This window comes from Anabaena azotica SJ-1 (assembly GCF_047275885.1).
Lineage (GTDB): Bacteria > Cyanobacteriota > Cyanobacteriia > Cyanobacteriales > Nostocaceae > Trichormus_B > Trichormus_B azotica_A.
In genome coordinates, this window is sequence record NZ_CP178454.1 from 5,261,525 (window position 1) to 5,284,711 (window position 23,187).

Consider the following 23,187-nt stretch of genomic DNA (forward strand, 5'->3'; position numbering starts at 1 on the left):
AGGTGACAGGTGACAGGAAAGAAACTTACCACCTACTAATGACGAATGACTAACCTGCTAAAAATACTCATAAATATCACTTTCGTTAATTGTGGTGATATCAGCAAGAATCTCTAACCAAGTGGGAATTGCTAACTCTGGGGGTGCGTCTCCAGCAGCAATGTATCTGAGTAGTTCTTCTTTTTTAGAGAGGTTTTGTAAATTAGGAATTATTTGGTCTAAAATTCCTTCTAGTTCGGCATTTACTTGTTGATTAACTTCGCTGACATATTGGACAAGGTGAAGACTAGCACTAGCTGTTATTTCATCTCGCAAACGCAAGACAAAAAGTTGATGATTAGCGGTACGAGATGAGATTTGATTTCTCTCAGGAGACCAATCAAATATTTGCCCAATGCTGTGTTTTTCGTCTTGTCGTGCCAGGGGAAACATGATTTCTGGAGAAATTGATTTATCTTGGTTGTTGATTTCTAAGATAATCGCTTCTTTCCATTGGTTGGGGTCACATCCTAACAGGAGTTTATAAAATAAGTCTGCTGCTTCTACACCAAATTTATTTTCAATAACTTCTTCCATTTCTGGATTGAGAATCGCCTGTAATTTTTCCCGTTCTAGAACTACTTGATGTGCCAATTTATTTAACAAGTCTACCACGGCTTGACGAATGCGATCGCGCGCAAATTCTTCTAGTTCTTTAACGGTCTTGGCAAACTCTGGATAAAAGTCATCACTCTTGGTTGGTAGAGAGTTATTAACTCTATTCCCTCGGTCAAATAATTTTCCGGCTGCACCTTTGGATTCTGCTATGGCAATTGTACCATTTTGAGCTTTATTAAATAATAAAGTCCACTGACTCCAATTGAGAATTCTAAAAGTTAGTTCGTCTTTAATGACATCACTGACAACTACTCCCCGTCTATCTTTGAGTGGTTCTTTACCCAAATCTTTTTGAAAGCTTCTGTAGGTTTTATCTAAGCTTTCAATTGCTAAACGCAATTCAATTAAGGCTGGATTATCTGCTGTCGGTACGCCTTGTTCATGAATTTCCGCTATGATATCTTTTAGTTGTTCCTGTTGTTGACGAATAACATCAGCCGACCTCCGGGTATCTTCATATAATTGCTTTAAACCATGAGTAGCAACATGATTTTGAATTAATTCACGTAGTTTATTAATACCGCCATCTTGAGCAAAATAATTTAATTGTCTACCCAGTGGATTACGCGGTTCTGTTGTTAATAAACGTTCGCTTAATTTACCCCATTTTTGTTGTAGTCGTTTGGAACGATCCAGGTAATCAGGATAATCTAGGTTAGCGAGGAATTGTTCAGAACCTGCTTTAATTTTCGTCGAACGTTTGGCTAATTCAGCTAATCCTAATAATGGAGATAATAAAACGATACGATCTTTTTGGGTTGTAAAAGCATCTGCACCATCAATAATGGTTTGCAGAACTTTCAACTTTTGAAAAACTACATCTGTTTGTAAAGGTTGGGCATTTGGATGGTCTTCAATTAAAAAATCAAGAATTCTTTCTCCACCTTCACTTTCTAAAGGTAATTGATCAAAGCGTCCGACACCAACCAGAATTAAATCTTTTAAATCTTGTCCTGGTCGTTGCTGTTGCATCATGGTGAAAATTTTGTTAGCGCGATCGCTCCCCGGTGACTTACCATTGAGCAATACCAGTATTGTCTGTACTTGTGCCAATTCTCGCAATGATAGAAAAGTATCTCTTGCGCCAGAATTAGCTGCACCCAACCCAGGAAAATCTAACAATACAAATTCTTCTGCACCAGTTAAATCCCAAATCTCCCTAGATATTTTGACTTCAATATCAACTCGACGAATCAAGGGAAAACTATTTTGTAATAATTGAGTTTGCAGGATTTGGGGCGCACTGGGTAAGCGAATATGTGCCGGTGGTATATCCTCAAATCTCAGAGTTTGAATCGCCATGGGCATTTCAGTGAGTTGTAACCCTTCATGGGCTGTAGTCGCATCAATGTGATAATGCTTACTACACAAAGCCTCACCATAAGCTTGATAAGCCCGCAAAAATAACAGCAACTCCCGCAACAAATAGCGTAATTCTAAATTATTTGAGCTTTTCCATGCTTCTTCACACCAGTTAGAAATATCTTTCCCAGTTTTGATTTTAGATACTTGTAAAGATGGTAGTCCGGCTGCTGTAGCGCGACGATTTGCTTCTCCTAACATGAAGTGTAAACACTCATTCACCCCTTCATGAGATAAATACTCTACTGTATAATTATCTATATGAGTGGTAACAAAACCATCTTGTGGTTTAATATGAATGGCGGTGACATTTCCCGTTGTCGGATTTTCACTGACGGGTAAAGCATCTGCATAACCAATTAAACTACCCAGTAGCAAACTCTTACCGCTACTAAATTCACCCATCACACCAATTTTTACGGGTGAAGTAGCCAGTTCTAAAGTCTTCTGTGCAGCCTCTCTCAAGCCCATGAGACAATCATCAAGGCTGGTGGGAACCCAATCTTCTTGTTGGGAAGGATGTTGGGGTACAGAGTCAATTTTACGGAGGATAAACTCACTGTACTCTTTAAACCTGGCTAGTTTATCTGGTTCCATAGAGTCGTTTCTGCCTAAGTTCATTTTCTGTGTGGGTTATAGCACAAAAAATGAAAACCTCCACTTTTGATGCAACAACGGGAGAGGTGACAGGTGACAGGTGACAGGTGACAGAGGGAGGGATGTATTGACAGAAGAAGAATTGAAGAATACGGGAGAGGTGACAGGTGACAGGTGACAGGTGACAGAGGGAGAAAGCAGGGGTAGGAGGTAAGTTGCTGGTTAGGGAAACTGTCTGAATCAGGATGTCCAGGATTTCAGGATTTACAGGATGAAAACAGGGATTTAAATTTAATTTATATATATTTTATCTTGAGCAACTGCAAAAAGGCGGTTTCCATCCCCTTGCGGGGAAGTTGGTTTGTAAAGTTTTAGAGCTTTCCAAAAGGTCGGGATCGTACTCCTGAAGAGTTTCCATCCCCTTGCGGGGAAGTTGGTTTGTAAAGTCTGAGAAATTCAATCTAAGCGAGCCAATCATCTGTTTCCATCCCCTTGCGGGGAAGTTGGTTTGTAAAGTAATAACGATATATTATACTCCAGAGGAGTTTAGTGTTTCCATCCCCTTGCGGGGAAGTTGGTTTGTAAAGAGTTCACCTCTAGAAGCCTTACAGAGCAAGGGTTTCAGACCCCCATTTCGACACCACGTTTTTTATTCTCAATAAGTACCAAAAATTCTCAATAAATCAGGCTTCGTAAAACCGGAAACGCTGATCCTGTAAGCTATCGACACCAGTCAACGAAATTATGCGGTTTTCAAGGTTCGGGCTTGTGGTGTCGAAAAACTTCTACCACTTTTAGTAAAGTAACTTATCTGACCTGGATTTTCAACCTTACTTATAATTTCTTAAAAATTTCCTTCTTCTATCTATCAATTTTCCATTGATAAAATCCCAGTTTTCATCCTGTGTATCCTTAAATCCTGGAAATCCTGATGCTGACAGTTCTCTACTTAACCAACAAACCACCTAAAATGAGAGTAAAGTGAGAGCGATCGCACTTTCAAGATATTGTTCTACCATTTCTGGTGTAAAATGTTTCCAGTTTTCTTGCACTATAAAATAGAAAATACGCACACTGATAACGTGAATCAAGGCTAACACTGGATTAACAGACCAGAATATTAATCAAATGTATTTTGAACTTCAATCCAAAATTCAAGAGATTTTTGGCTATTTTATCGAAGTTAAATTGACCTTCAATACTTCTGCTTGAACAATTTAGTAAACTAGGTTGCCAGTACCGCGTAACTGCCGTAAAGAATTGATACAAAAAGGACAATCGCACTTAAATATCCTAATTGCGGCCTCGCTTTCTTCGTCTGTAAAATTAAGTTCTGCAATTGTGTTATCAGATGGCAAAGATGATACTACCGTAGATTTGGGTGCAGGAGATGCTTTTGGATCTCTCTCGGAATCTCGAATACAGATAAAGTCCTTTAACCCATGCGGATTAGTGATACAAGTACGACCGTCATTAGTATGAATTAATCGCTGGGTCAGATTCACACTAGCATGGGCAGGATTAATAACACCCAGTGTAGACATCAACGATGTAAAAATTGATGAACTGGCAATTAAATTAAGTATGAGCTTTTTGTTCATAAACTTCCTAAAAAAATATATCTGACCATTTAGGTTATTCGATTGGCTATTAAAGATCAAGTGAATTTTTGAATAAGAATATAATCATATCCAATTTGTCTATTTTCTCTGGAATGTATGGCTAATTTACCTCCTGGACATAACCCCCAACCCGCATCTATGATATAACGTAGGCTATCAAGTGAGGAAAGCTATTATACATCCCCAGCACCCAAATAATATCTCCTACTCCCGTGTTATCCACCTGAGTCATCTGATTGACACAGGTATACCACAATGGCCTGGTGATCCGGCTGTAAAATTTACTACTGTTGCCGAACTCCAAGATGATGGCTATTATTTGCGACGCTTTTCTTTAGGTGAACATAGTGCTACTCATATCAATGCCCCCAATAGTTTTCACAGTAACAGTATCAGCATTGACGAATACTCAGCCGATTCTCTGGTATTACCTGCGGTAGTCATAGATATTTGTCAACAATCAGCAGCAAATCCTGATTATCTTTTAACTGTGGCTGATATTTTGACATGGGAAGCAAAATTTGGGACTATTCCTGCGGGAAATATCGTGCTACTTTATACGGGTTGGCAAGCTAAATGGCTGGATAAAAACGCATTTTTAAACCAGGATGCTGATGGAAATATGCATTTTCCAGGGTTTGGCAGTGATGCCACCGAATTTTTAATTACTGAAAGAGAAATTGCTGGAGTGGGAATTGATACACACGGTGTAGATTCTGGACAGGATCATAATCTGACTACTAATCGTTTAGTCTTGGCAAAACCACGTATTGTCTTAGAAAACCTCACCAATTTAGAACAACTACCGCCTCAAGGCGCTACCTTGGTGATAGGTGTTCTTAGATTACGGGGTGGTTCTGGTTCTCCTGCTGCGGTCATGGCATTATTTTGAGTGCTAATTTTTACGTCTTATTCTAATAGTTTTTTTCGGTTAAGTTAAGATTGCTATAGAGACAAATACTGTGCTAGATTGGCGCAAATTACTCATATCAACTACTCAATGTAAATCTAGTTTCAGCTAAGATTTAGTCCTGATGAAGATATATTGCAATATCAAATATGAAAACCCTAATTATTTCTACAGCAGCCTTTTTGCTGACTATTAGTTTGCCTGTAGTCGCGCAAGCTGCAAATGATGACCAGATCAGACAGTTGTTAGCTACTAAAAAATGTCAAAACTGTCAACTGATTAATGCTGGTTTAGCTATGGCTGACTTATCAGGGGCTGATTTGAGAGGTGCTAACCTTGAAGGTGCTAACCTCAGCCGTGCGAATTTGACAGGTGCTGATTTGCGGGGTGCAAACTTGGCTGGTGCTAGTTTATTTGGAGTTAATTTAAATAAGGCTAAACTCAATGAAGCAAATCTTACGGGTGCTGATTTGAGAAATACTTATTTAATGAATGTAGAATTGACTAACGCTAATCTCAATGGTACTAACTTTCAAGGTGCAGTGGGTATACCTTTGCAAATTGCTAAACCAGAGGAATTTTATGCTTGGGGTGTAGCAGCGGCTGATAAAGGTAGCCTTTTACCAGCTATTGATTATTTTAGTCAAGCGATCGCACTTAAACCAGACTATGCAGGTGCATATTTGTCCCGTGGTGTAGCTAGTTACCAAAACTTAGACAGAAAAAGCGCCTTGGAAGATGCCCAAATGGCCGCAAAACTGTTTGCAGAACAAAAAAATGCTGAAGGAATACAAACAGCACAAGCTTTTATTCTGGAACTGAAAACACCCTATGGTGAAAAAGTAACTAGTGGTAAACCCAGTTTTATGGATTTTGTTGGTAGTTTGGGTTCTGTATTGCTGCAATTTTTGCCTTTTTAGGAGGCAGGAGGCAGAAGGCAGGAGGCAGGAGGCAGGAGGCAGGAGGCAGGAGGCAGAAGGCAGGAGGCAGGAGGCAGGAGGCAGAAGGCAGGAGGCAGAAATGAAACTGGCTTTGTGTATAGGGTTCAATTTTGATGCTGTACCTCATTGATCTGCAATCTACTGTATTGATTGAAAACAAGAATGTCTATATTCTTTACAGAGGGTCAGGGAGGGGTAAAAATATTTGATACATCAATCATGACTTTTCAAACAACCTCTTATTCTTATCTTCTTCTAATTCTTCCTCCTGACTCCTGACTCCTGACTCCTGACTCCTAGACCTAACAGAAAGACTTTCTCCGCAAGCCCTAAATAAACTCCTGAATACATTTTAAAAAATTCTCTACAATAGGCGTTAAACTGCCTTGTTGCCAGATGACAGCAGTTTCTATTAAAGGTACTTCTTCTAGTATGGGACGATAAATTACACCAGACCTCTGAAGGTTCTGTAAAGAAGATGGTGTAATCGCCACACCCATTCCAGCCGATACTAGACCAATAATTGTTTGCATTTGAATGGCCTCTTGAGTAATGTTAGGACTGAAATTTGTCTGTTGAAAAAGGCTCATTATGCGATCATAAAGTCCTGGTGCTAGATAGCGGGGAAACATGATTAAAGGTTGACTGAGGAGCGATCGCACTGATATATATTCTGTTTGAGCTAATGAATTAGTTGAAGACATAGCCACCACTAAAGTCTCTCTATGAATACACTCATAGGATAATGTGTCATCTTCCAAAGGAGGATGGGCAAAACCTACATGAATTAAGCCATCTCTCAGTGCTTGCTCTTGTTGACTTGTAGTTAATTCCAGTAACTCTATTTCTACTTCTAGAAATTGCTCACGAAATCTTCGCAAAATTAAGGGTAATAAGTCGTAAATTACTAAACTGGTAAATCCTATGCGAAGTTTACCTGTTTCTCCTCTGCCAGTTCTTTGAGTTAGTGCTACTGCGGTTTCTAGTTGCACCAGTAGTTGATAAGCTTCTTGTAAGAAGACTTTGCCAGCTTCTGTTAGCTGTACTTGTCGCTTGGTTTTGCGATGAAAAAGTTTTACTCCTAGTTCTGCTTCTAACTGTTGAATTTGCTGACTTAGAGGCGGTTGAGCTATGTGTAATTTTTCTGCGGCTTTGCTGAAATGTAGTTCCTCAGCTACTGCAATAAAGTAGCGCAGGTGTCGTAGTTCCATATTTATGATACTTTATAAGTCTCAATTGCCAATAAATATATATTGGACATCTCAAAAAAGTATACATATCATAACTTTTACAGAGATTTGATCAAGGTGACAAAAATGAGTGAAAAAACAATGCCAGAAAACTTAAAGAGTAAAGTTATCACACAAGGGGTACAGCGATCGCCTAACCGGGCTATGCTGAGGGCTGTTGGTTTTCAAGATGCAGACTTCAACAAAGCTATAGTCGGTATTGCTAATGGTTACAGCACCATCACCCCCTGTAATATGGGCATTAACCAACTAGCACAAAGGGCAGAAATTAGCGTCAAAAATGCTGGTGCAATGCCCCAAATCTTCGGGACAATTACCATCAGTGATGGGATTTCTATGGGAACTGAGGGGATGAAATACTCTCTGGTATCACGGGAAGTAATCGCTGATTCCATTGAAACTGCCTGTACTGGCCAAAGTATGGATGGTGTACTGGCTATTGGTGGTTGTGATAAAAATATGCCCGGTGCAATGTTAGCGATCGCTCGCATGAACATTCCTGCTATCTTTGTTTATGGTGGTACAATCAAACCCGGACACTACGATGGTAAAGATTTAACTGTAGTTAGTTCCTTTGAAGCAGTTGGTCAATACAGCGCCGGCAAGATTGACGAAAATGAACTTTTAGCAGTTGAACGCAGTGCTTGTCCTGGTGCTGGTTCCTGTGGGGGAATGTTCACAGCTAATACCATGTCTTCAGCCTTTGAAGCAATGGGAATGAGTTTACCTTATTCCTCAACCATGGCCGCAGAAGATGCCGAAAAAGCCGACAGCACCGAAAAATCCGCCTTTGTTTTAGTCGAAGCCATTCGTAAGCAGATATTACCCCGGCAAATTATTACCCGCAAATCCATCGAAAATGCTATTTCTGTAATTATGGCCGTTGGTGGTTCTACCAATGCAGTTTTACATTTTTTAGCGATCGCACGTGCAGCTGGTGTAGAACTAACTTTAGATGACTTTGAAACTATTCGTGGTCGTGTCCCAGTTTTGTGCGATTTAAAACCCAGCGGTAGATATGTAGCCACAGACTTACATAAAGCTGGTGGTATTCCCCAAGTCATGAAAATGCTATTAGCTCATGATTTACTACATGGTGACTGTCTGACCATCTCAGGACAAACAGTAGCCGAAGTCTTAGCAGACATACCAGCAGAACCATCACCCACCCAAGATGTAATTCGTCCTTGGGATAATCCCATGTATGCACAAGGACATTTAGCTATTCTCAAAGGTAACTTAGCTTCCGAAGGTGCAGTAGCTAAAATTACAGGCGTGAAAAAACCAGTAATTACTGGGCCAGCGAGAGTATTTGAATCAGAAGAATCTTGCTTAGATGCAATTTTGGCAGGAAAAATAAAAGCCGGTGATGTCATCATTATCCGTTACGAAGGGCCCAAAGGAGGGCCAGGGATGCGGGAAATGTTAGCGCCCACTTCAGCAATTATTGGTGCGGGACTAGGTGATTCTGTCGGCTTAATTACCGATGGACGCTTTTCTGGCGGTACTTATGGCATGGTAGTTGGTCACGTCGCCCCAGAAGCCGCAGTTGGCGGTAATATCGCCTTGGTAGAAGAAGGTGACAGTATCACCATTGATGCTAATTCTCGATTATTGCAAGTAAATATATCGGATGCAGAATTAGCTAGTCGTCGTGCTAACTGGCAACCACGTCCACCACGTTATACAAAAGGTGTGTTGGCAAAATACGCCAAATTGGTAGCTTCTAGTAGTGTTGGTGCCGTTACAGACTTAGATTTGTTTGGTAATTAACCATTAAAAACCCTTGTAGAGACGTTCCAGGCAACGTTTCTACATTTTTAAAGAGGCAGGAGGTAATACCCATAAATAAATTTAGGGGATTTAATCAGGACGTATTTTTCCTTGCGCTGCGTGTCTCGGAAAAAATATTTTTATTTTTTGCATAAATAAATTTAGGGGCTTTAAACCGAATTGCAGAGGACAAAAATTGTATTTTCTTTCTTCTGCCTCCTGCCCTCTGCCTTTCTTCGGTAACAATCATTCATTTTTCAAACTGGTATAAGTGCTGTGGCTTAAAAACCAAAAGAATTTAACACCCCTGTCACCGCCTCAATAAATTTTTCACCCCACAAGCTTGATAGTAACCCACATGATATAATCAGTAATGATGCAATACCTAATTGAACTAAGTTTAAATCTATGGAAGACTCATAGAAGATAGGAATGGACACAACAAAAGCACCAAGTGCAGCACCCCCAAGAAATCGGTAGATAAATTTAGCGCCGTTACCTTGTTTGAGATTAGTATCTTCAGAAGTCATAAGAATTTACTCACAATATATTTAACACTACTAACAGCTATTATATAGAGTTGACGGATTTTGATGGTTGAGGTTTCCGAACTGATAAGGACTGGTTGGTTTGTGGAAAAGGCTATCAAGTAGCCTCCCACTACCAAGATGATATTAATGCGATCGTTGAATCAGATGATTTCCAACTCGCAAAGCATTAGCAATTATAGTTAAACCAGTTAAAGCCGGACTTACAACCGAATTAGAAGAGAACAAACAACCATCAACAACATAGAGATTATTCACATCATGGATGCGAAAATCAATGTCAAGCACAGATGTTTTTGCATCTTACCCAAACCGACAAAATCAAGGGAGGATAAACCCATATTTCTTGAATATATTCTTAGCTTGATTACTAGATAAAAATTGAGAAAAATTCTTAGCTACATCAGGGTTTTTACTGCGTTTAACAACTGCTAACGGATAAATAATAGCAGAATGATATTTTTCGTCAGCCGCAACTACAACTTTTGCATTTTTGGCAATTTTGGCATCAGTAACATAAACTAATCCTGCGTCAGCATTTCCACTTTCTACAGATGCTAAAACTTGACGCACATTATTAGCATAAACCAGTTTCGGTTTGACAGATTCCCATATTTTTAATTTTTCCAGAACTTGTTGTGCATATTGGCCAGCAGGTACGCTTCTCGGTTCACCAATAGCAATTTTTTTGACTTTTGCATCTTTGAGATTATAAAAACTACTCACACCAGAAACATTACTTGGTACAATCAAAACCAAGCGATTTTTAGCGATGACAGTACGAGTACCGGGAACTAAAAGATTTTTTTGTTCTAAAGCATCAACTTGTTTTTTTGCCGCAGATATGAAAATATCCGCTGGCGCACCTTGTTCAATTTGTTGTTGCAAAGCACCAGAAGCACCAAAGTTATAACTAATTTTGACGTTTGGCTGACTTTGTTGGTAGAGAGGCTTAATTTCTTCTAATACATCTTTCAGACTGGCCGCAGCAGAGATCAGTAAGTTGGTATTTGACTGCGCTTCTACAGCAGTTGGAGTTAGGGTTGGTAAACCAATTGCGATGAGCATCGTAGTTAATGCTGTAGCAACTAATACCATTAACCGTCTTCTGGGTGTTGAAAAAGTTCTTTTCATAACAATTGATACCCAATATGTTTTAGGCAGATTACAAAATTTTTACCATGTAAGTTGGTAAATATTGTCATGATTTTATTTATAAAAATGTATCTTAAGCTACATTTTCCTGTTTGAGGTTGGTATAAAGTATGCTTGTCCAACAAAGTTGGTAAAAAATAATATCTGCAAATACTGCCACTTTTATAAGTTTTCCATTGACGCAAACAAACGTAATTTATATGGCACAAGATAGAGACTTTTTAGTTACTTTATATAATTTTCTTTATCCTCATAATAAATATTACGGTCAGTTCAAACCGGAGTATATAACTTTTAATGCCAATTTACAGGAATTTTCCCAGAGAGTCAGCTATATATGTAATTTACAAACTAATGGTAAGCTGTCTCCGGAGGATGCTTACATTCAGATTAAAGGACTTTGGAAGCAGCTAAAACTTTCTAAGAAGTATCTTGATATTTAAAAATACTGTGCTTTTGAGCAGATAAATGAGTTAATTTAACTTCAAATTATATGGCTATGATTATGGTTAAATTATTCACAATCATAATTATAAGGACAGTCTTTACTATGTAAAAGCCACATTATGAGGACAGTTTTTAGTATGTAAAAACCACGATGTAGATTACAAAAATAAGTGTTAAATAGTATTTGAGTTGGTATATAGTTTCTACCAACCAAATGGGTAAAAAATTTTTGTTTGAGGTGTGAGGTGTATGTCTAGTTTTGTACAGAATTCTTTTTGGATAGCTCCGCTATTGGTTGTAGGGAGTACAATGGGTGCGATCGCCTCTGGTGAGCGTTCCACCATCGCCCAAACTGCTGTTCCAGAAACTCCAGAGACAGAAGATAGCGTCGAACAAGTAACATCTGTTTCCCAACTGTCAGATGTGCAACCCACAGATTGGGCTTTTCAAGCTTTGCAATCTTTAGTGGAGAGATATGATTGTATTGCTGGATACCCTAACAACAGCTTTCGGGGTAATCGAGCCATGACTCGTTATGAATTTGCGGCTGGTTTAAATGCTTGTTTGAATAGAGTTCAAGAATTAATTGCCACGAATACCGCTGATATTGTTAAAAAAGAAGATTTAGAAACCCTGCAAAAATTACAACAAGAATATGCAGATGGGTTAGTAGAATTGCGGGGAAGGATAGATGGGTTAGAAAGTCGGACTGCTGTTTTAGAAAGTGAACAATTTTCGACTACAACCAAATTAAATGCAGAGGTAATTTTTGCCCTTGGAGGTGTTTTTGGTGAGGATAGAGCGTTAAATTCTGACCAGTGGAGAATAATTAATAATGCTTCACCAGCAACGAGAGAAACAGTAAAAGCCTCTCAATATACAGCTACAGGAGGTCGTCGTTTACAAGATAATACTATTTTGAGCGATCGCATTCGTCTCAATTTCGTTAGTAGCTTCACAGGAAAAGACCAGTTATTTGCTCGCTTAGAAGCTAGTAACAGCAGTGCCTTTAACGCACCAGTCACAGGTACGAACATGACTCGTACATCTTGGGACTCCACCAACGATACTACCAACAGCGTACAACTAGGTAAACTGTATTATCGGTTTCCAGTGGGAGAGAAAATAAACGTCATCGTCGATGCTATTGGAGGTGAATTTTACGACAACTTCAACACCATTAACCCCTTGTTATCTTCAACTCCAGTAGGTGCTATTTCCCGGTTTGGGCGCTTCTCTCCCATATACCGCACCAGTAATACCAGTTCTGCCAGTAACACAGGTTCAGGAGTCAGTGCTGTTTTCAAATTGAATGACAAAATTACCTTCTCAGGAGGTTATCTTGCTAGAAGAGGAAGTGATCCCAGTGATGGAAAAGGCTTATTTGACGGTAGTTATGGTGCATTAGCCCAATTAGCATTTCAGCCTAATAAAGATTTAACTATCGGTTTGACCTATGCACACTCTTATTTAAGCGGTGCTGCTAGTGATGTAACAGTTTCAGGCGGCTATGGTAGCGCCTTTGCTAATACTCCATTCGGCTCTACTATCAGCACTTCAACTAATAATTATGGACTACAAACTAGCTACCGTTTCAACTCACAATTTACACTTGGTGCTTGGGTTGGATATACTCAAGCAACCGCTGAAAACAGCGCCACAAATGTTAACAGAGGAGATAAAGCAGACATTTGGAATTGGGCTGTTACCTTAGCTTTACCAGATTTAGGTAAAAAAGGTAATTTAGGTGGAATAATTTTTGGTCAACCACCTAAAGTTACAAGCAATGACTTTGGACCTAGTTCTACCGGAAATCTTCGTTTAGATAGCGATACTTCCTACCATCTAGAAGCACTATATCGTTATCAAGTTAATAGTAATCTTTCCATTACACCTGGGTTAATTGTAATCTTTAATCCAGAACATAACAGCAATAACAACACGATTTATACCGGAGTCATTCGCACCACATTCCGGTTTTAATTAGCGGGAATTAGACAAAAATTAAGCTTCTCAATAAAAAACCCCTACCCAATTTCGTTGAAAATAGGTGTTAACTATCCATTCTGGAGTGACAACTGCTCCAGAAACATTGATCATAAAGTAGTCGATATCTGTGGCTTGGGAGAAAGTATTCTCATTCATGACGATAGCTATATAATTATCCAACTTCCATTTCAGGAGAAAAAATGAATAAATAGGTACAACCGAAGCCATAAAAATAGCTGGTAAAAGAGTAAGAGCAATTTGAGGATTAATTCCACTTTCTTCAATTTCATCCAATTGCTAGTCCAATTTACGGTAGTATCACATAGGATAAATTTTATAGCATTGTAGATAAAAAAATTGAGTAGGGTGGGCATTGCCCACCACAACAATTAACCTACTGTAGCAATTTTTTCTTGTTCGCGGGCATCAACAACTAAAACTAGACAAAGTGCCGCAACAGCCTTTTCCCATTCCTGACGAACTTTAATATCTTCCACACCATCAAACAAACCAACCAAGCGGGGAACAGCTTGTTCTAAAGCTGCGTGTGGAACTGGACGATGTAACTCAACTAGATGATTGATACTTTCTTGATTATTGAGAAAACCAATTACCCATTTTGTTGTATGATCTGGACTATCAGGAACACGCTTCACTCCTAATTCATGTTTTAGCCAATTATAAAAAGGCGGTAAATTTTCAGCTAATACTTGTCCTGCGGTAGGTAAAGTTTCTCGCAGCAAGTTAATATCTAAACTTTCCAATTCTTGTTTTAATTCTGGTGAATTAAGCACCTGATTTAAAGGTGTAGAAAGTATTGCTTCTATTTCTGATTCAGAAAAATCTAAATGCTGAGTAAAGGTAGAAATTACAGATGACGACATTTTGCCAATCTCCAAAAATAATTAATTAATATCTGCTGATTTTTCAGAAAGTGTGAGCAGAAATGATAGATTAGATTCAGCCTGTAAAGCATGAGGAGCATTAGCAGGCATAACAATAAAAACTCCCGGTTCTAGTTTGATTTTTTCCCCTGATAAAGTTAGTAAACCTCTACCTTCTAGGACATTGACAGTAGCATTGCGTGTAGAGGTATGTTCAGATATTTCCGTGTTGGCTGCTAAACAAAAGAGGGTATATTGACAAGTTGTATCTTTAGCCAGCACTTTGCTGAAAACTCCCTCACGGGGATATTCAATTTGTTCTTGTAGTTGGGTAACAGTAGTAATCATAAAAAATGCCAATTTCCAAAGTGTGAAGATATTATTCAGTACCGGCACAGATAATGATGTAGCCTAGTTCTTGCTCATATTTATGGAAAACTTGACGCATTTCCAAAACCCGTTTTTGGATAGCTGGCTGTGTTAAGATATTCCACAAAATCCGCATGGTGTTGAAAATGCCTTCATCTTGCAACATTCGCCACCAATTTAGTAAACTCATAGCACCAGTTTCCTGTTTCTGTACTTGTAACCCTGCTTGAGTAAAAGCCTGAATCCAATTACTGGTTGAAAGAGGTGTAGAATTAACTTTAATGACTTTGGCTAAATCTGCACTAATTTCTGCTTCTTGGTCATTAGCTAATAATTCATGGGAGAGAAATTTACCTCCCGGTTTCAGTTTGTTGTGAATTTCTGTTAACAGCTTGGCTTTCCCTGGTGGAGATTGCATTGTCAGAATCGCTTCTGCTAAAACATAATCAAACTTTCCTGGTATTTTATCCAGGTGGAAAATGTCACCTTCAATAATTTCAATTTCATTTTCTAAGCCAGCAAAGCGGACATTAACACGCGCACTAGCAACACTTTCGGGATTTTTTTCTATTCCTACTACCTTTACATGGTAGCGTTCAACCAGAGAAATGGCACTATAACCAAAGCTAGAAGCTAATTCTAAAACTCTATCACCAGGTTGAAAATTAGCCCATTGGCATAATTTTTCTGTGGCTATACGTCCACCAGGACGGAGATATTTTTTACCTGCTGCTGCTAAAACTTGGTGTCCTGAAGCAGTTGAGAAGTTGAGGATAGTGTTGGTCATTTGTTTGACCCTCTGTATCTGTTCTATCCCCAATCTGCCAGAATTTTATCATGTTGTCTTTGAGGTAGCTCAAGGAAGAGAAATTAAAATTTTGGGACTCTTAACCGTAAACTACATAATCTCCGTTGTATCTTATTCTCATAGGTTAAAAATTTTCTATAGAGTAAGATTACCAACCAATCACCATAATTATGTCGAACAAGAAAAAAGAACCAAGTGGATGTGGGTGTGCTAATATTCCATTGTCTGTAATTATATTTATTTTAGCTGGTGGTTATTGGTTATTTACCCAAAAAGACAATTTGGGTATTAGCAACCTGTTATCTCAAGCTCAACAAATTATAAATCCTATCTTCAATTCTACACCAATTATTACACCAACACCTGAAACAATTCCTCAAATAACTCCTTCTTTTGCTGCATCAATCATTCCTAAAAATACTCCAAGTAATCAACCAACTGCCATTAAAACAGCCATACCAAAAACAGCACCATTACCTGTAAATCCTTGGGAGAAAAAAGCCATTAGAGGCATTTATTTAAGTCGCTACCAAGTTACTAATAACGCTAGTGAGAAAATGATTCGTGAAAGAGTGCGTTATTATCGCTCTCAAGGATTTAATACTATTATTCACGGTGTTTGGGGCAATGGTTGTACTATGTATAATAGTAAAGTGATGCAGCAAACTCTTGGTTATAAAAGTTGTCCCAATCAGTTTCAAGACCAATGGTTAGATTGGTTAATTGATGAAGCACATAAACAGGGGATGCAGGTTCACGCCTATTTTGAGAAAGGAATTAAAATAGATAAAAATAGCCCTATTTTTGATTTAGCTATTGAGAAAAAATGGGTTGTTCCTGGTGTAGATAAAACCTATCCGGCTATAGAACATTATGTGTTAGATGTAGAAATTCCTGAAGTTGCGAATTTCTTTAAAAATATTTTAGTAGAGTTTGTACAAAGGTATCCACAAATTGATGCTGTGCAGTGGGATGATTATTTGGGATATCATGCGGAATTACCAGGAAAGGTAGACCGTACTGCTAAGTTAACTGCTTTTGTACAGCAAATGATTACTGGCATGAAAAAGGCTAATCCGAACGTTAGTTTTGATATTTGTCATCATAATCCCTATTGGGCTAAAAGATATTTTGCGGCTGATTGGGAAAAATGGAATGTGGATAGAGTCTTTATTCAGGTTTATAATGATGCTAATTTCCAAGAGGAATTAAATTATGTCAAAAATTATGATGGTATTGCTATTAGTGAACCACAATTTCATCGTTTAAAAGCATTATTAGATAACTCAGAAGTTAAGAGTGTTTTAGTTTTTCCGGCATCTGGAAAACCCGAACAAACGGCTTCTACTGTCAACAATTTGATTAAAAACACTAAATAAATTTTATTTACATATAGCGATTACCATTCTAGTGAGGTAGAGGAATAAAAAATTAACCGCAGATAGAAGAAGATGAACACAGATAAATTTTTACCTTAGTAACCTAGAAAAAGCTATAGTTACCAATTAGCTGTAATTTGGTAAAAGGTAATGCTTAAAATTTGGTAATTATCCATTACCAATTACCAATTACCAATTACCAATTACCAAGAATTACGCTTTCTTTAACCAGCTAAACATAGCACGTAAATCTTTACCTACTTCTTCAATAGGATGTTCTGCTTCTTGACGACGCATAGCGGTAAAACCTGGTTTACCTGCTTGGTTTTCTAAGACGAATTCCCGCGCAAATTGTCCAGATTGAATTTCGCTGAGGATTTTCTTCATTTCTGCTTTGGTTTGGGCTGTGACAACACGAGGACCCCGTGTGTAATCACCATATTCCGCAGTATTAGAAATACTATCGCGCATGGTTGCTAAACCACCTTCAACTACTAAGTCAACGATGAGTTTAACTTCGTGCAGACATTCAAAATAAGCTAGTTCTGGTTGATATCCTGCTTCTATTAAGGTTTCAAAACCTGCTTTGATTAAGGCACTCAAACCACCACACAATACTGCTTGTTCTCCAAATAAGTCGGTTTCGGTTTCTTCCCGGAAGGTGGTTTCTAAGACTCCTGCACGAGTACCACCGATACCTTTAGCATAAGCCATGGCGCGATCGCGTGCTTTACCTGTAGCATCTTGATATACGGCAAATAACGCAGGTACACCTTGTCCTTGTTCGTAGGTACGACGGACTAAATGTCCGGGTCCCTTAGGTGCTACCATGATTACATCAACATCCGCAGGAGGGACAACTTGCCCAAAGTGAATGTTAAAACCATGTGCAAAGGCTAAAACGTTACCCGCTTCTAGATTTGGTTCAATTTCATTTTTGTAAATGGTCTTTTGTACCTCGTCAGGTAACAAAATCATAATTAAATCAGCAGCTTTAGCAGCATCAGCTACATTTTTTACTGTCAAACCAGCAGCTTCAGCTTTGGCTGTGGATTTGCTACCAGGATATAATCCCACAATGACGTTAACACCACTGTCTTTTAAATTCAGCGCGTGGGCATGACCTTGAGAACCATAACCAATAATAGCAACGGTTTTTCCTGTTAAAAGGTCTAAATTAGCATCTTCATCATAGTACATACGCGCCATAGAAGCATCTCCTGTCCGCAAAGGTTGTTATGAAATTGGCAGATTTATGATTTTACCGTAAATTGGGGACGGGGAATAAAGTTGTTGATAAATTATTGGTGATGGCCAGAATTTTGCTAATTAACCGCAGATATAAATACAGACAGGTGTTCTCAGTCTAGAATTTTAACACTAATTAAGTAGCCCCCACTGACTTAAGATACTGGAATTGTTTGCCATGGAAGATCCAATTCGACACTTCTAACTGTTACTTGAGGTAACATAATATGTACGATTGTTTGTTTGCCAGGGATGCTTTCTATATTAAATTGACCACCATATAATTCTACCAGTCTTTTAGCAATTATCAAGCCTAAACCAGAACCTTGTTGTTCATAAAATTTGCGCGAAAATTGCATATATGCTCCTACATTCTCAATTTCTTCTTTGGTAATTCCTCTACCACCGTCAATTACAAACAAATTAAAGTGATTTTCACTGGCACTTCCAATTACCTTGACCTTTATATCTTTTTCGGAAAATTTAAAGGCATTATCAATTATTTCTTCAACAATTTTTTGCAGTTTATCAGAAGGAATTTGTACAAGTGTATTTTCTATTTGTATATCTAAATCTTCTAGCCGTTCAACTTGATTAGCTTTCTCCCAAGCTACTTGATTAATGATGTCTTTGGTAAAGCTTTTAGGGATATTTAATCTTGTTTCTCTAATTCTGTCGGGGTCTGTAGCTGTTAATTCTAATTCTGTATAATATAGGCAATTCTGGACTAATCTATTTAATCTCAAAGCTGAATTGTAAATACATTCGACCATTTCTATTGCTTCAATGTTATTGAGGAGATTATGACCTTGCATCAACATTTGAGAAACGCCTAGAATCCCATTCAATGACGAATTCATTTCCTGGGGCATCGACATAGAAATATTATTACTTAAGGTATCTAATTTTGACTGGGTGTATTTCTCAAATACAGCCATTTTTTCCATTTGTCTGTTTATAGCCCGCATTAATTCATCAGCGGAAAAAGGTTTGATTAAATAATCATCAGCGCCTAATTCCATGCCTTGACGCACATCTGTGTATTCGTTTTTAGCAGTTAAAAATATAAAAGGAATTTTTGCTGTTTCTTCTTCTTGTCTTAAGGAATAAACTACCGCATAACCATCCAGTTGGGGCATCATGATATCACAAATAATTAAATCTGGTAGTTTTTCTCTGGCTAGTTCTAAGCCCTTTAAACCATTATCCGCAGAGATGGTATCATAGTCTAAAAAGTTAAGAATTTGCACAATGTTTGAGCGAATCTGCGCTTCATCTTCAATTACTAAAACTTTTTTCATAAAATTAGCCTTTTGTTGCTGTGACTCTACAATTACTTAGAGAGACATAATTAACAGTCAAAAGATGGCCTGATAGTTAAAGTCATTTCCTCTCATAACTTCTATTTTCTCCTTAATTATCTATAAATGCCATCAAAGAAAACATGGAAAATTTTATATTTTTTATTCAGTAACATCACTTATGGGAATGAGGAAACTACTTCCGTAATATTCACCAATTCGCGTATATTTGGGTTTTGACTAGCTTCAATATATGTTAATGCAATTAATTAAGACAGTAATTGAAAAGAAATTTTACTTTTTTATATATCAATGGCTACTTTAATTTTTTTTTCATAAGTTCAAAATAAACAGAAAAATTTATGATAACTTTGATACAAATTTGTTAAGAATAGTTACAGCACCTGTAATACAAGGAAACATTTCTTATGGTTGATTTACATGACAATAACCCACCACATCAGGTAGTTATCGTTGGAGGTGGTTTTGGTGGACTCTATGCAGCTAAAGCACTGGCTAAGGCTAACGTCAATGTAACGCTGATAGATAAACGCAATTTTCACCTGTTTCAACCTCTTCTGTACCAAGTAGCTACAGGTGCTTTGTCTCCAGCGGATATTTCTTCTCCGTTGCGTTCTGTTTTGAGTAAGAGTAAAAATACTAAAGTGTTGTTGGGTGAAGTGAATGATATTGACCCCACAACCCAAAAGGTGATGGTTGGTAATCAGTCCGTACCTTATGATACCTTAATTGTAGCTACAGGTGCAAAGCATTCCTATTTTGGTAAGGATAGCTGGGAAACCTTTGCACCGGGTTTAAAAACTGTTGAGGATGCCATTGAAATGCGTCGGCGAATTTTTATGGCATTTGAAGCGGCTGAAAAAGAAACTGATGCGGCTAAACGTCGGGCTTTGTTAACTTTTGTAATTGTTGGTGGTGGACCAACTGGGGTAGAATTAGCGGGTGCGATCGCAGAATTAGCAACCAAAACCCTGAAAGAAGATTTCCGCAACATCGACACTTCGGAAGCAAGGGTTTTATTACTAGAAGGTTTAGATCGAATTCTCCCCCCCTTCGCACCAGAATTATCCCAAGAAGCGCAAGCATCCTTAGAGAGTTTGGGTGTGGATGTACAAACCAAAACCTTGGTAACAAACATTGAGAATGATATTGTTACGATTAAGCAAGGTGAAGAAGTTAAAACAATTGCTTCTAAAACAGTATTATGGGCTGCGGGTGTGAAAGCATCAGCCATGGGGAAAGTGTTAATAGAACGGACTGGAGTGGAGAGCGATCGGGCAGGTCGTGTTATCGTTGAACCAGACCTAAGTATTAAAGGACATCCCAACATATTTGTAGTTGGTGACTTAGCAAATTTTGCCCATCAAAACGGTAAACCCTTACCTGGTGTTGCACCAGTAGCCATGCAAGAAGGGGAATATGTAGCCAAACTCGTACAGAAACGCCTCAAAGGTGAAACCCTACCACAATTTAACTATGTAGATAGAGGTAGTTTAGCAATGGTTGGGCAACACTCAGCTGTTGTTGACTTAGGTTTCATCAAACTTAAAGGATTCTTTGCTTGGTTCTTCTGGTTATTTGTTCACATCTACTTCCTGATTGAATTTGATAACAAATTAGTTGTCATGATTCAATGGTTGTGGAGTTATTTTACCCGCAATCGTGGCGCGAGATTAATTACAGGAAAAGAAACTATTGCACCTGTACCAATTGAAAGTAATGGACATTATCCAACGGTGAAAACCAGACAACCATTAAATGTGTAGTTTTGTAGAGTCCTTCGTTCCCAGTCTCCGACTGGGAATGCCATCAAGAGGCTCTGCCTCACAATAACTCGAAATCAATTCATGTATCTCCTATTTCCTAATTATCGTTAATTATACGATGTATAACTTTTGCCTCCCATATTAAAATCAAATCACCACATCTACCAAATTACATGAAACAATGGGACGCAGCCGCTATCATGTACTAGGAACTCAACCCCATTTTATCACCAGCACAATAGTTAATTGGATGCCATTATTTGGACAAACTGAACTTGTGCAAATTATCATAGATTCCCTCAACTTTCTGCAACGACAGCAGCGTTTGACATTGTATGGTTACGTCATCATGGAAAATCATCTTCATCTTATCGCTGCGGCTGCAAACTTATCCAAAGAAATAGGTAATTTTAAATCATTTACTGCTCGTTCGATTATTGATTTACTTCATAAAAATAAAGCTGAATATATACTTGGTCAATTGGAATTTTATAAATTAAAACACAAGATAAAACAAGAGTATCAACTGTGGCAAGAAGGTTTTCATCCCCAGGCGATTTTAAATGAGGAAATGTTGAGGCAGAAATTAGAGTATATGCACAATAATCCTGTGAGCCGTGGTTATGTTGATGATCCGGCTCATTGGCGTTATTCTAGTTATCGTAATTATATGGGATTACCGAGTTTATTAGAAGTGGCGTTGATTGATTTTTGAGATATTGAGGCAGAGCCTCATCATTGCATTCCCAGTCAGAGACTGGGAACGAGGAAACTAGGAATTGTGTATTTAGGGAATAAAATTAATACTATGTCTAACGATAATAATATAGACACACTAGGAAATTGGTTATTAGCGATAGGGGTTATATTTATTTTATTTGTAGGTGGCATATTTTTAGGAATTTTAAATATTGAATGTTGGACATTAAAAGAAAAGTATGAATATGGAACTAAAGCATTAACAGCTATTGGTACAGTTTTTGGTGGAATTGCAGTATTTATCAATGCTTTCTTTGCCGCCAAGCGAGCTTATGCTATGGAAGAAACTGCTAAGGCTGCTAATGAAAGTGCTAAAGCCGCTAATAAAAATGCTAAAATTGCACGTAAAAACTTAAAAATATCAGAAGATAAGCAAATTACAGAACGCTTTGCTAAGGCAATAGAACAGCTTGCTAGTGATAAGATAGAAGTTAGATTAGGTGCAATTTATACCTTAGAAAGAATTGCCAGAGATTCAAAACAAGACCAGTGGACAATTATGGAACTTCTTACAGCCTTTGTGCGTGAGAATGCACCTATAAAAAAAGAAGAGAAGCCACAAAATAAAAAACCTTTAGTGTATGAATGGCTAAATAATGTTCAAAAGGAAAAAGAGAGAGAGGAAGTACCAAAACTTCGGCTTGATATTCAAGAATGTCTCACTGTAATTGGACGACGTGAACACCCAGATCCAGAAAATAAGAGTCTTGATTTAAGTAATGTTAATATTAGTAAGGCCAATCTTCGAGAGGCTAAACTTGAAGGAGCTAACCTTGAAGGAGCCAACCTCACAGAAGCCAAGCTCGAAGGAGCCAACCTCGTAAAAGCCAACCTCACAGAAGCTAACCTCACAGAAGCCAAACTCCTTGTAGCCAAGCTCGAAGGAGCCAACCTCACAGAAGCCAAGCTCGAAGGAGCCTACCTCATAAAAGCCAAGCTCGAAGGAGCCTACCTCATAAAAGCCAAGCTCGAAAAAGCCCACCTCAGAGAAGCCGTCCTCACAGGAGCCAACCTTACAGAAGCCGTCCTCACAGGAGCCACGCTCGAAGGAGCCAACCTCTTTGAAGCCAACCTCTTTGAAGCCAACCTCACAGGAGCCGCCCTCCTTAAAGCCAACCTCACAGGAGCCAAGCTCATAAAAGCCAAGCTCATAAAAGCCCTCCTTTTTGAAGCCAACTTCACAGGAGCCGCCCTCCTTAAAGCCAACCTCACAGGAGCCTACCGCTTTGAACCGGACTTGATAACAAAAGTTTTGCTCACAGAAGCTGACCTCACAGGAGCGATACTCACAGGCGCTACAATGCCAGATGGATCAATTCATGATTAGGAAAATTTGATTTTTCTACATTCTCAGTAAACAAGACTTTCTACCCTACAAAACCGAATATTCAAAACAGTCGT

Annotated in this window: 19 protein-coding genes and 2 pseudogenes; 9 read left to right on the plus strand and 12 right to left on the minus strand. The window is 38.4% G+C overall.

Annotated elements, in window-relative coordinates; translation table 11 throughout:
- Window positions 1-57: 57 nt before the first annotated feature.
- Together ACLLO5_RS22795 and ACLLO5_RS22800 are read right to left on the minus strand one after the other, a co-directional pair.
- Complete coding sequence (locus ACLLO5_RS22795) at window positions 58-2,616, minus strand: dynamin family protein (protein ID WP_413172783.1); 2,559 nt, start codon at window positions 2,614-2,616, stop codon at window positions 58-60.
- Window positions 2,617-3,833: 1,217 nt separating this feature from the next.
- Entirely contained in the window at window positions 3,834-4,217 is a 384-nt protein-coding gene (locus tag ACLLO5_RS22800; protein WP_413172784.1) for a hypothetical protein, read from the minus strand.
- Between the two features lie 181 nt (window positions 4,218-4,398).
- On the opposite strand from ACLLO5_RS22800, the gene ACLLO5_RS22805 reads away from it, so the two are divergent.
- Together ACLLO5_RS22805 and ACLLO5_RS22810 are read left to right on the plus strand one after the other, a co-directional pair.
- Entirely contained in the window at window positions 4,399-5,130 is a 732-nt protein-coding gene (locus ACLLO5_RS22805; protein WP_413172785.1) for a cyclase family protein, read from the plus strand.
- Window positions 5,131-5,297: 167 nt separating this feature from the next.
- Entirely contained in the window at window positions 5,298-6,068 is a 771-nt protein-coding gene (locus ACLLO5_RS22810) for a pentapeptide repeat-containing protein (RefSeq protein WP_413172786.1), read from the plus strand.
- Window positions 6,069-6,418: 350 nt separating this feature from the next.
- Here ACLLO5_RS22810 and ACLLO5_RS22815 read toward each other — a convergent pair whose 3' ends face one another.
- The gene (locus ACLLO5_RS22815; RefSeq protein WP_413172787.1) at window positions 6,419-7,300 is read right to left on the minus strand and encodes a LysR family transcriptional regulator; all 882 of its coding nucleotides are present in this window, start codon (window positions 7,298-7,300) and stop codon (window positions 6,419-6,421) included.
- Window positions 7,301-7,420: 120 nt separating this feature from the next.
- Between ACLLO5_RS22815 and ilvD the strand changes: the two genes are divergently transcribed.
- Window positions 7,421-9,112: a dihydroxy-acid dehydratase gene (ilvD, locus tag ACLLO5_RS22820; protein ID WP_413176164.1), complete on the plus strand. Its 1,692-nt coding sequence runs from the start codon at window positions 7,421-7,423 to the stop codon at window positions 9,110-9,112.
- A 281-nt stretch (window positions 9,113-9,393) separates the two neighbouring features.
- Here ilvD and ACLLO5_RS22825 read toward each other — a convergent pair whose 3' ends face one another.
- The 3 genes and pseudogenes from ACLLO5_RS22825 to modA form a co-directional block, all read right to left on the minus strand.
- A complete protein-coding gene (locus ACLLO5_RS22825; protein WP_413172788.1) occupies window positions 9,394-9,642 on the minus strand; it encodes a hypothetical protein in 249 nt (82 codons plus the stop codon).
- Window positions 9,643-9,786: 144 nt separating this feature from the next.
- A pseudogene (locus ACLLO5_RS22830) lies at window positions 9,787-9,978 on the minus strand (GMC oxidoreductase); the annotation flags it as partial.
- A 3-nt stretch (window positions 9,979-9,981) separates the two neighbouring features.
- Window positions 9,982-10,758 (minus strand): molybdate ABC transporter substrate-binding protein, encoded by a 777-nt coding sequence (gene modA / locus ACLLO5_RS22835; RefSeq protein ID WP_413176165.1) that lies wholly within the window; start codon window positions 10,756-10,758, stop codon window positions 9,982-9,984.
- Between the two features lie 257 nt (window positions 10,759-11,015).
- Here modA and ACLLO5_RS22840 point away from each other — a divergent pair, with 257 nt between their 5' ends.
- Both ACLLO5_RS22840 and ACLLO5_RS22845 read left to right on the plus strand, forming a co-directional pair.
- Window positions 11,016-11,258, plus strand: a complete 243-nt coding sequence (locus ACLLO5_RS22840; RefSeq protein ID WP_413172789.1) for a hypothetical protein — start codon at window positions 11,016-11,018, stop codon at window positions 11,256-11,258.
- Between the two features lie 253 nt (window positions 11,259-11,511).
- Window positions 11,512-13,245, plus strand: coding sequence for an iron uptake porin (locus ACLLO5_RS22845; protein ID WP_413172790.1), 1,734 nt, complete (start codon window positions 11,512-11,514; stop codon window positions 13,243-13,245).
- 33 nt (window positions 13,246-13,278) lie between these two features.
- Here ACLLO5_RS22845 and ACLLO5_RS22850 read toward each other — a convergent pair.
- The 4 genes and pseudogenes from ACLLO5_RS22850 to ACLLO5_RS22865 all read right to left on the minus strand — a co-directional run.
- A pseudogene (locus ACLLO5_RS22850) lies at window positions 13,279-13,419 on the minus strand (IS701 family transposase); the annotation flags it as partial.
- Window positions 13,420-13,640: 221 nt separating this feature from the next.
- Complete coding sequence (locus tag ACLLO5_RS22855) at window positions 13,641-14,135, minus strand: hypothetical protein (protein ID WP_413172791.1); 495 nt, start codon at window positions 14,133-14,135, stop codon at window positions 13,641-13,643.
- Between the two features lie 21 nt (window positions 14,136-14,156).
- Window positions 14,157-14,483, minus strand: a complete 327-nt coding sequence (locus tag ACLLO5_RS22860) for a cupin domain-containing protein (protein ID WP_413172792.1) — start codon at window positions 14,481-14,483, stop codon at window positions 14,157-14,159.
- 31 nt (window positions 14,484-14,514) lie between these two features.
- Window positions 14,515-15,291 (minus strand): SAM-dependent methyltransferase, encoded by a 777-nt coding sequence (locus tag ACLLO5_RS22865; RefSeq protein ID WP_413172793.1) that lies wholly within the window; start codon window positions 15,289-15,291, stop codon window positions 14,515-14,517.
- A 191-nt stretch (window positions 15,292-15,482) separates the two neighbouring features.
- Between ACLLO5_RS22865 and ACLLO5_RS22870 the strand changes: the two genes are divergently transcribed.
- On the plus strand, window positions 15,483-16,691 hold the full coding sequence (locus tag ACLLO5_RS22870) for a family 10 glycosylhydrolase (protein WP_413172794.1): 1,209 nt from the start codon (window positions 15,483-15,485) through the stop codon (window positions 16,689-16,691).
- A 213-nt stretch (window positions 16,692-16,904) separates the two neighbouring features.
- On the opposite strand, the gene ilvC is transcribed toward ACLLO5_RS22870, so the two are convergent.
- On the minus strand, window positions 16,905-17,900 hold the full coding sequence (gene ilvC, locus ACLLO5_RS22875; RefSeq protein ID WP_413172796.1) for a ketol-acid reductoisomerase: 996 nt from the start codon (window positions 17,898-17,900) through the stop codon (window positions 16,905-16,907).
- 194 nt (window positions 17,901-18,094) lie between these two features.
- A complete protein-coding gene (locus tag ACLLO5_RS22880; protein ID WP_413172797.1) occupies window positions 18,095-19,240 on the minus strand; it encodes a response regulator in 1,146 nt (381 codons plus the stop codon).
- A 428-nt stretch (window positions 19,241-19,668) separates the two neighbouring features.
- On the opposite strand from ACLLO5_RS22880, the gene ACLLO5_RS22885 reads away from it, so the two are divergent.
- The 3 genes from ACLLO5_RS22885 (at window position 19,669) to ACLLO5_RS22895 (ending at window position 23,113) form a co-directional block, all read left to right on the plus strand.
- Entirely contained in the window at window positions 19,669-21,027 is a 1,359-nt protein-coding gene (locus tag ACLLO5_RS22885; protein ID WP_413172798.1) for an NAD(P)/FAD-dependent oxidoreductase, read from the plus strand.
- Window positions 21,028-21,208: 181 nt separating this feature from the next.
- A complete protein-coding gene (locus ACLLO5_RS22890; RefSeq protein WP_413172799.1) occupies window positions 21,209-21,742 on the plus strand; it encodes an REP-associated tyrosine transposase in 534 nt (177 codons plus the stop codon).
- 93 nt (window positions 21,743-21,835) lie between these two features.
- A complete protein-coding gene (locus ACLLO5_RS22895) occupies window positions 21,836-23,113 on the plus strand; it encodes a pentapeptide repeat-containing protein (RefSeq protein ID WP_413172800.1) in 1,278 nt (425 codons plus the stop codon).
- Window positions 23,114-23,187: the final 74 nt, after the last annotated feature.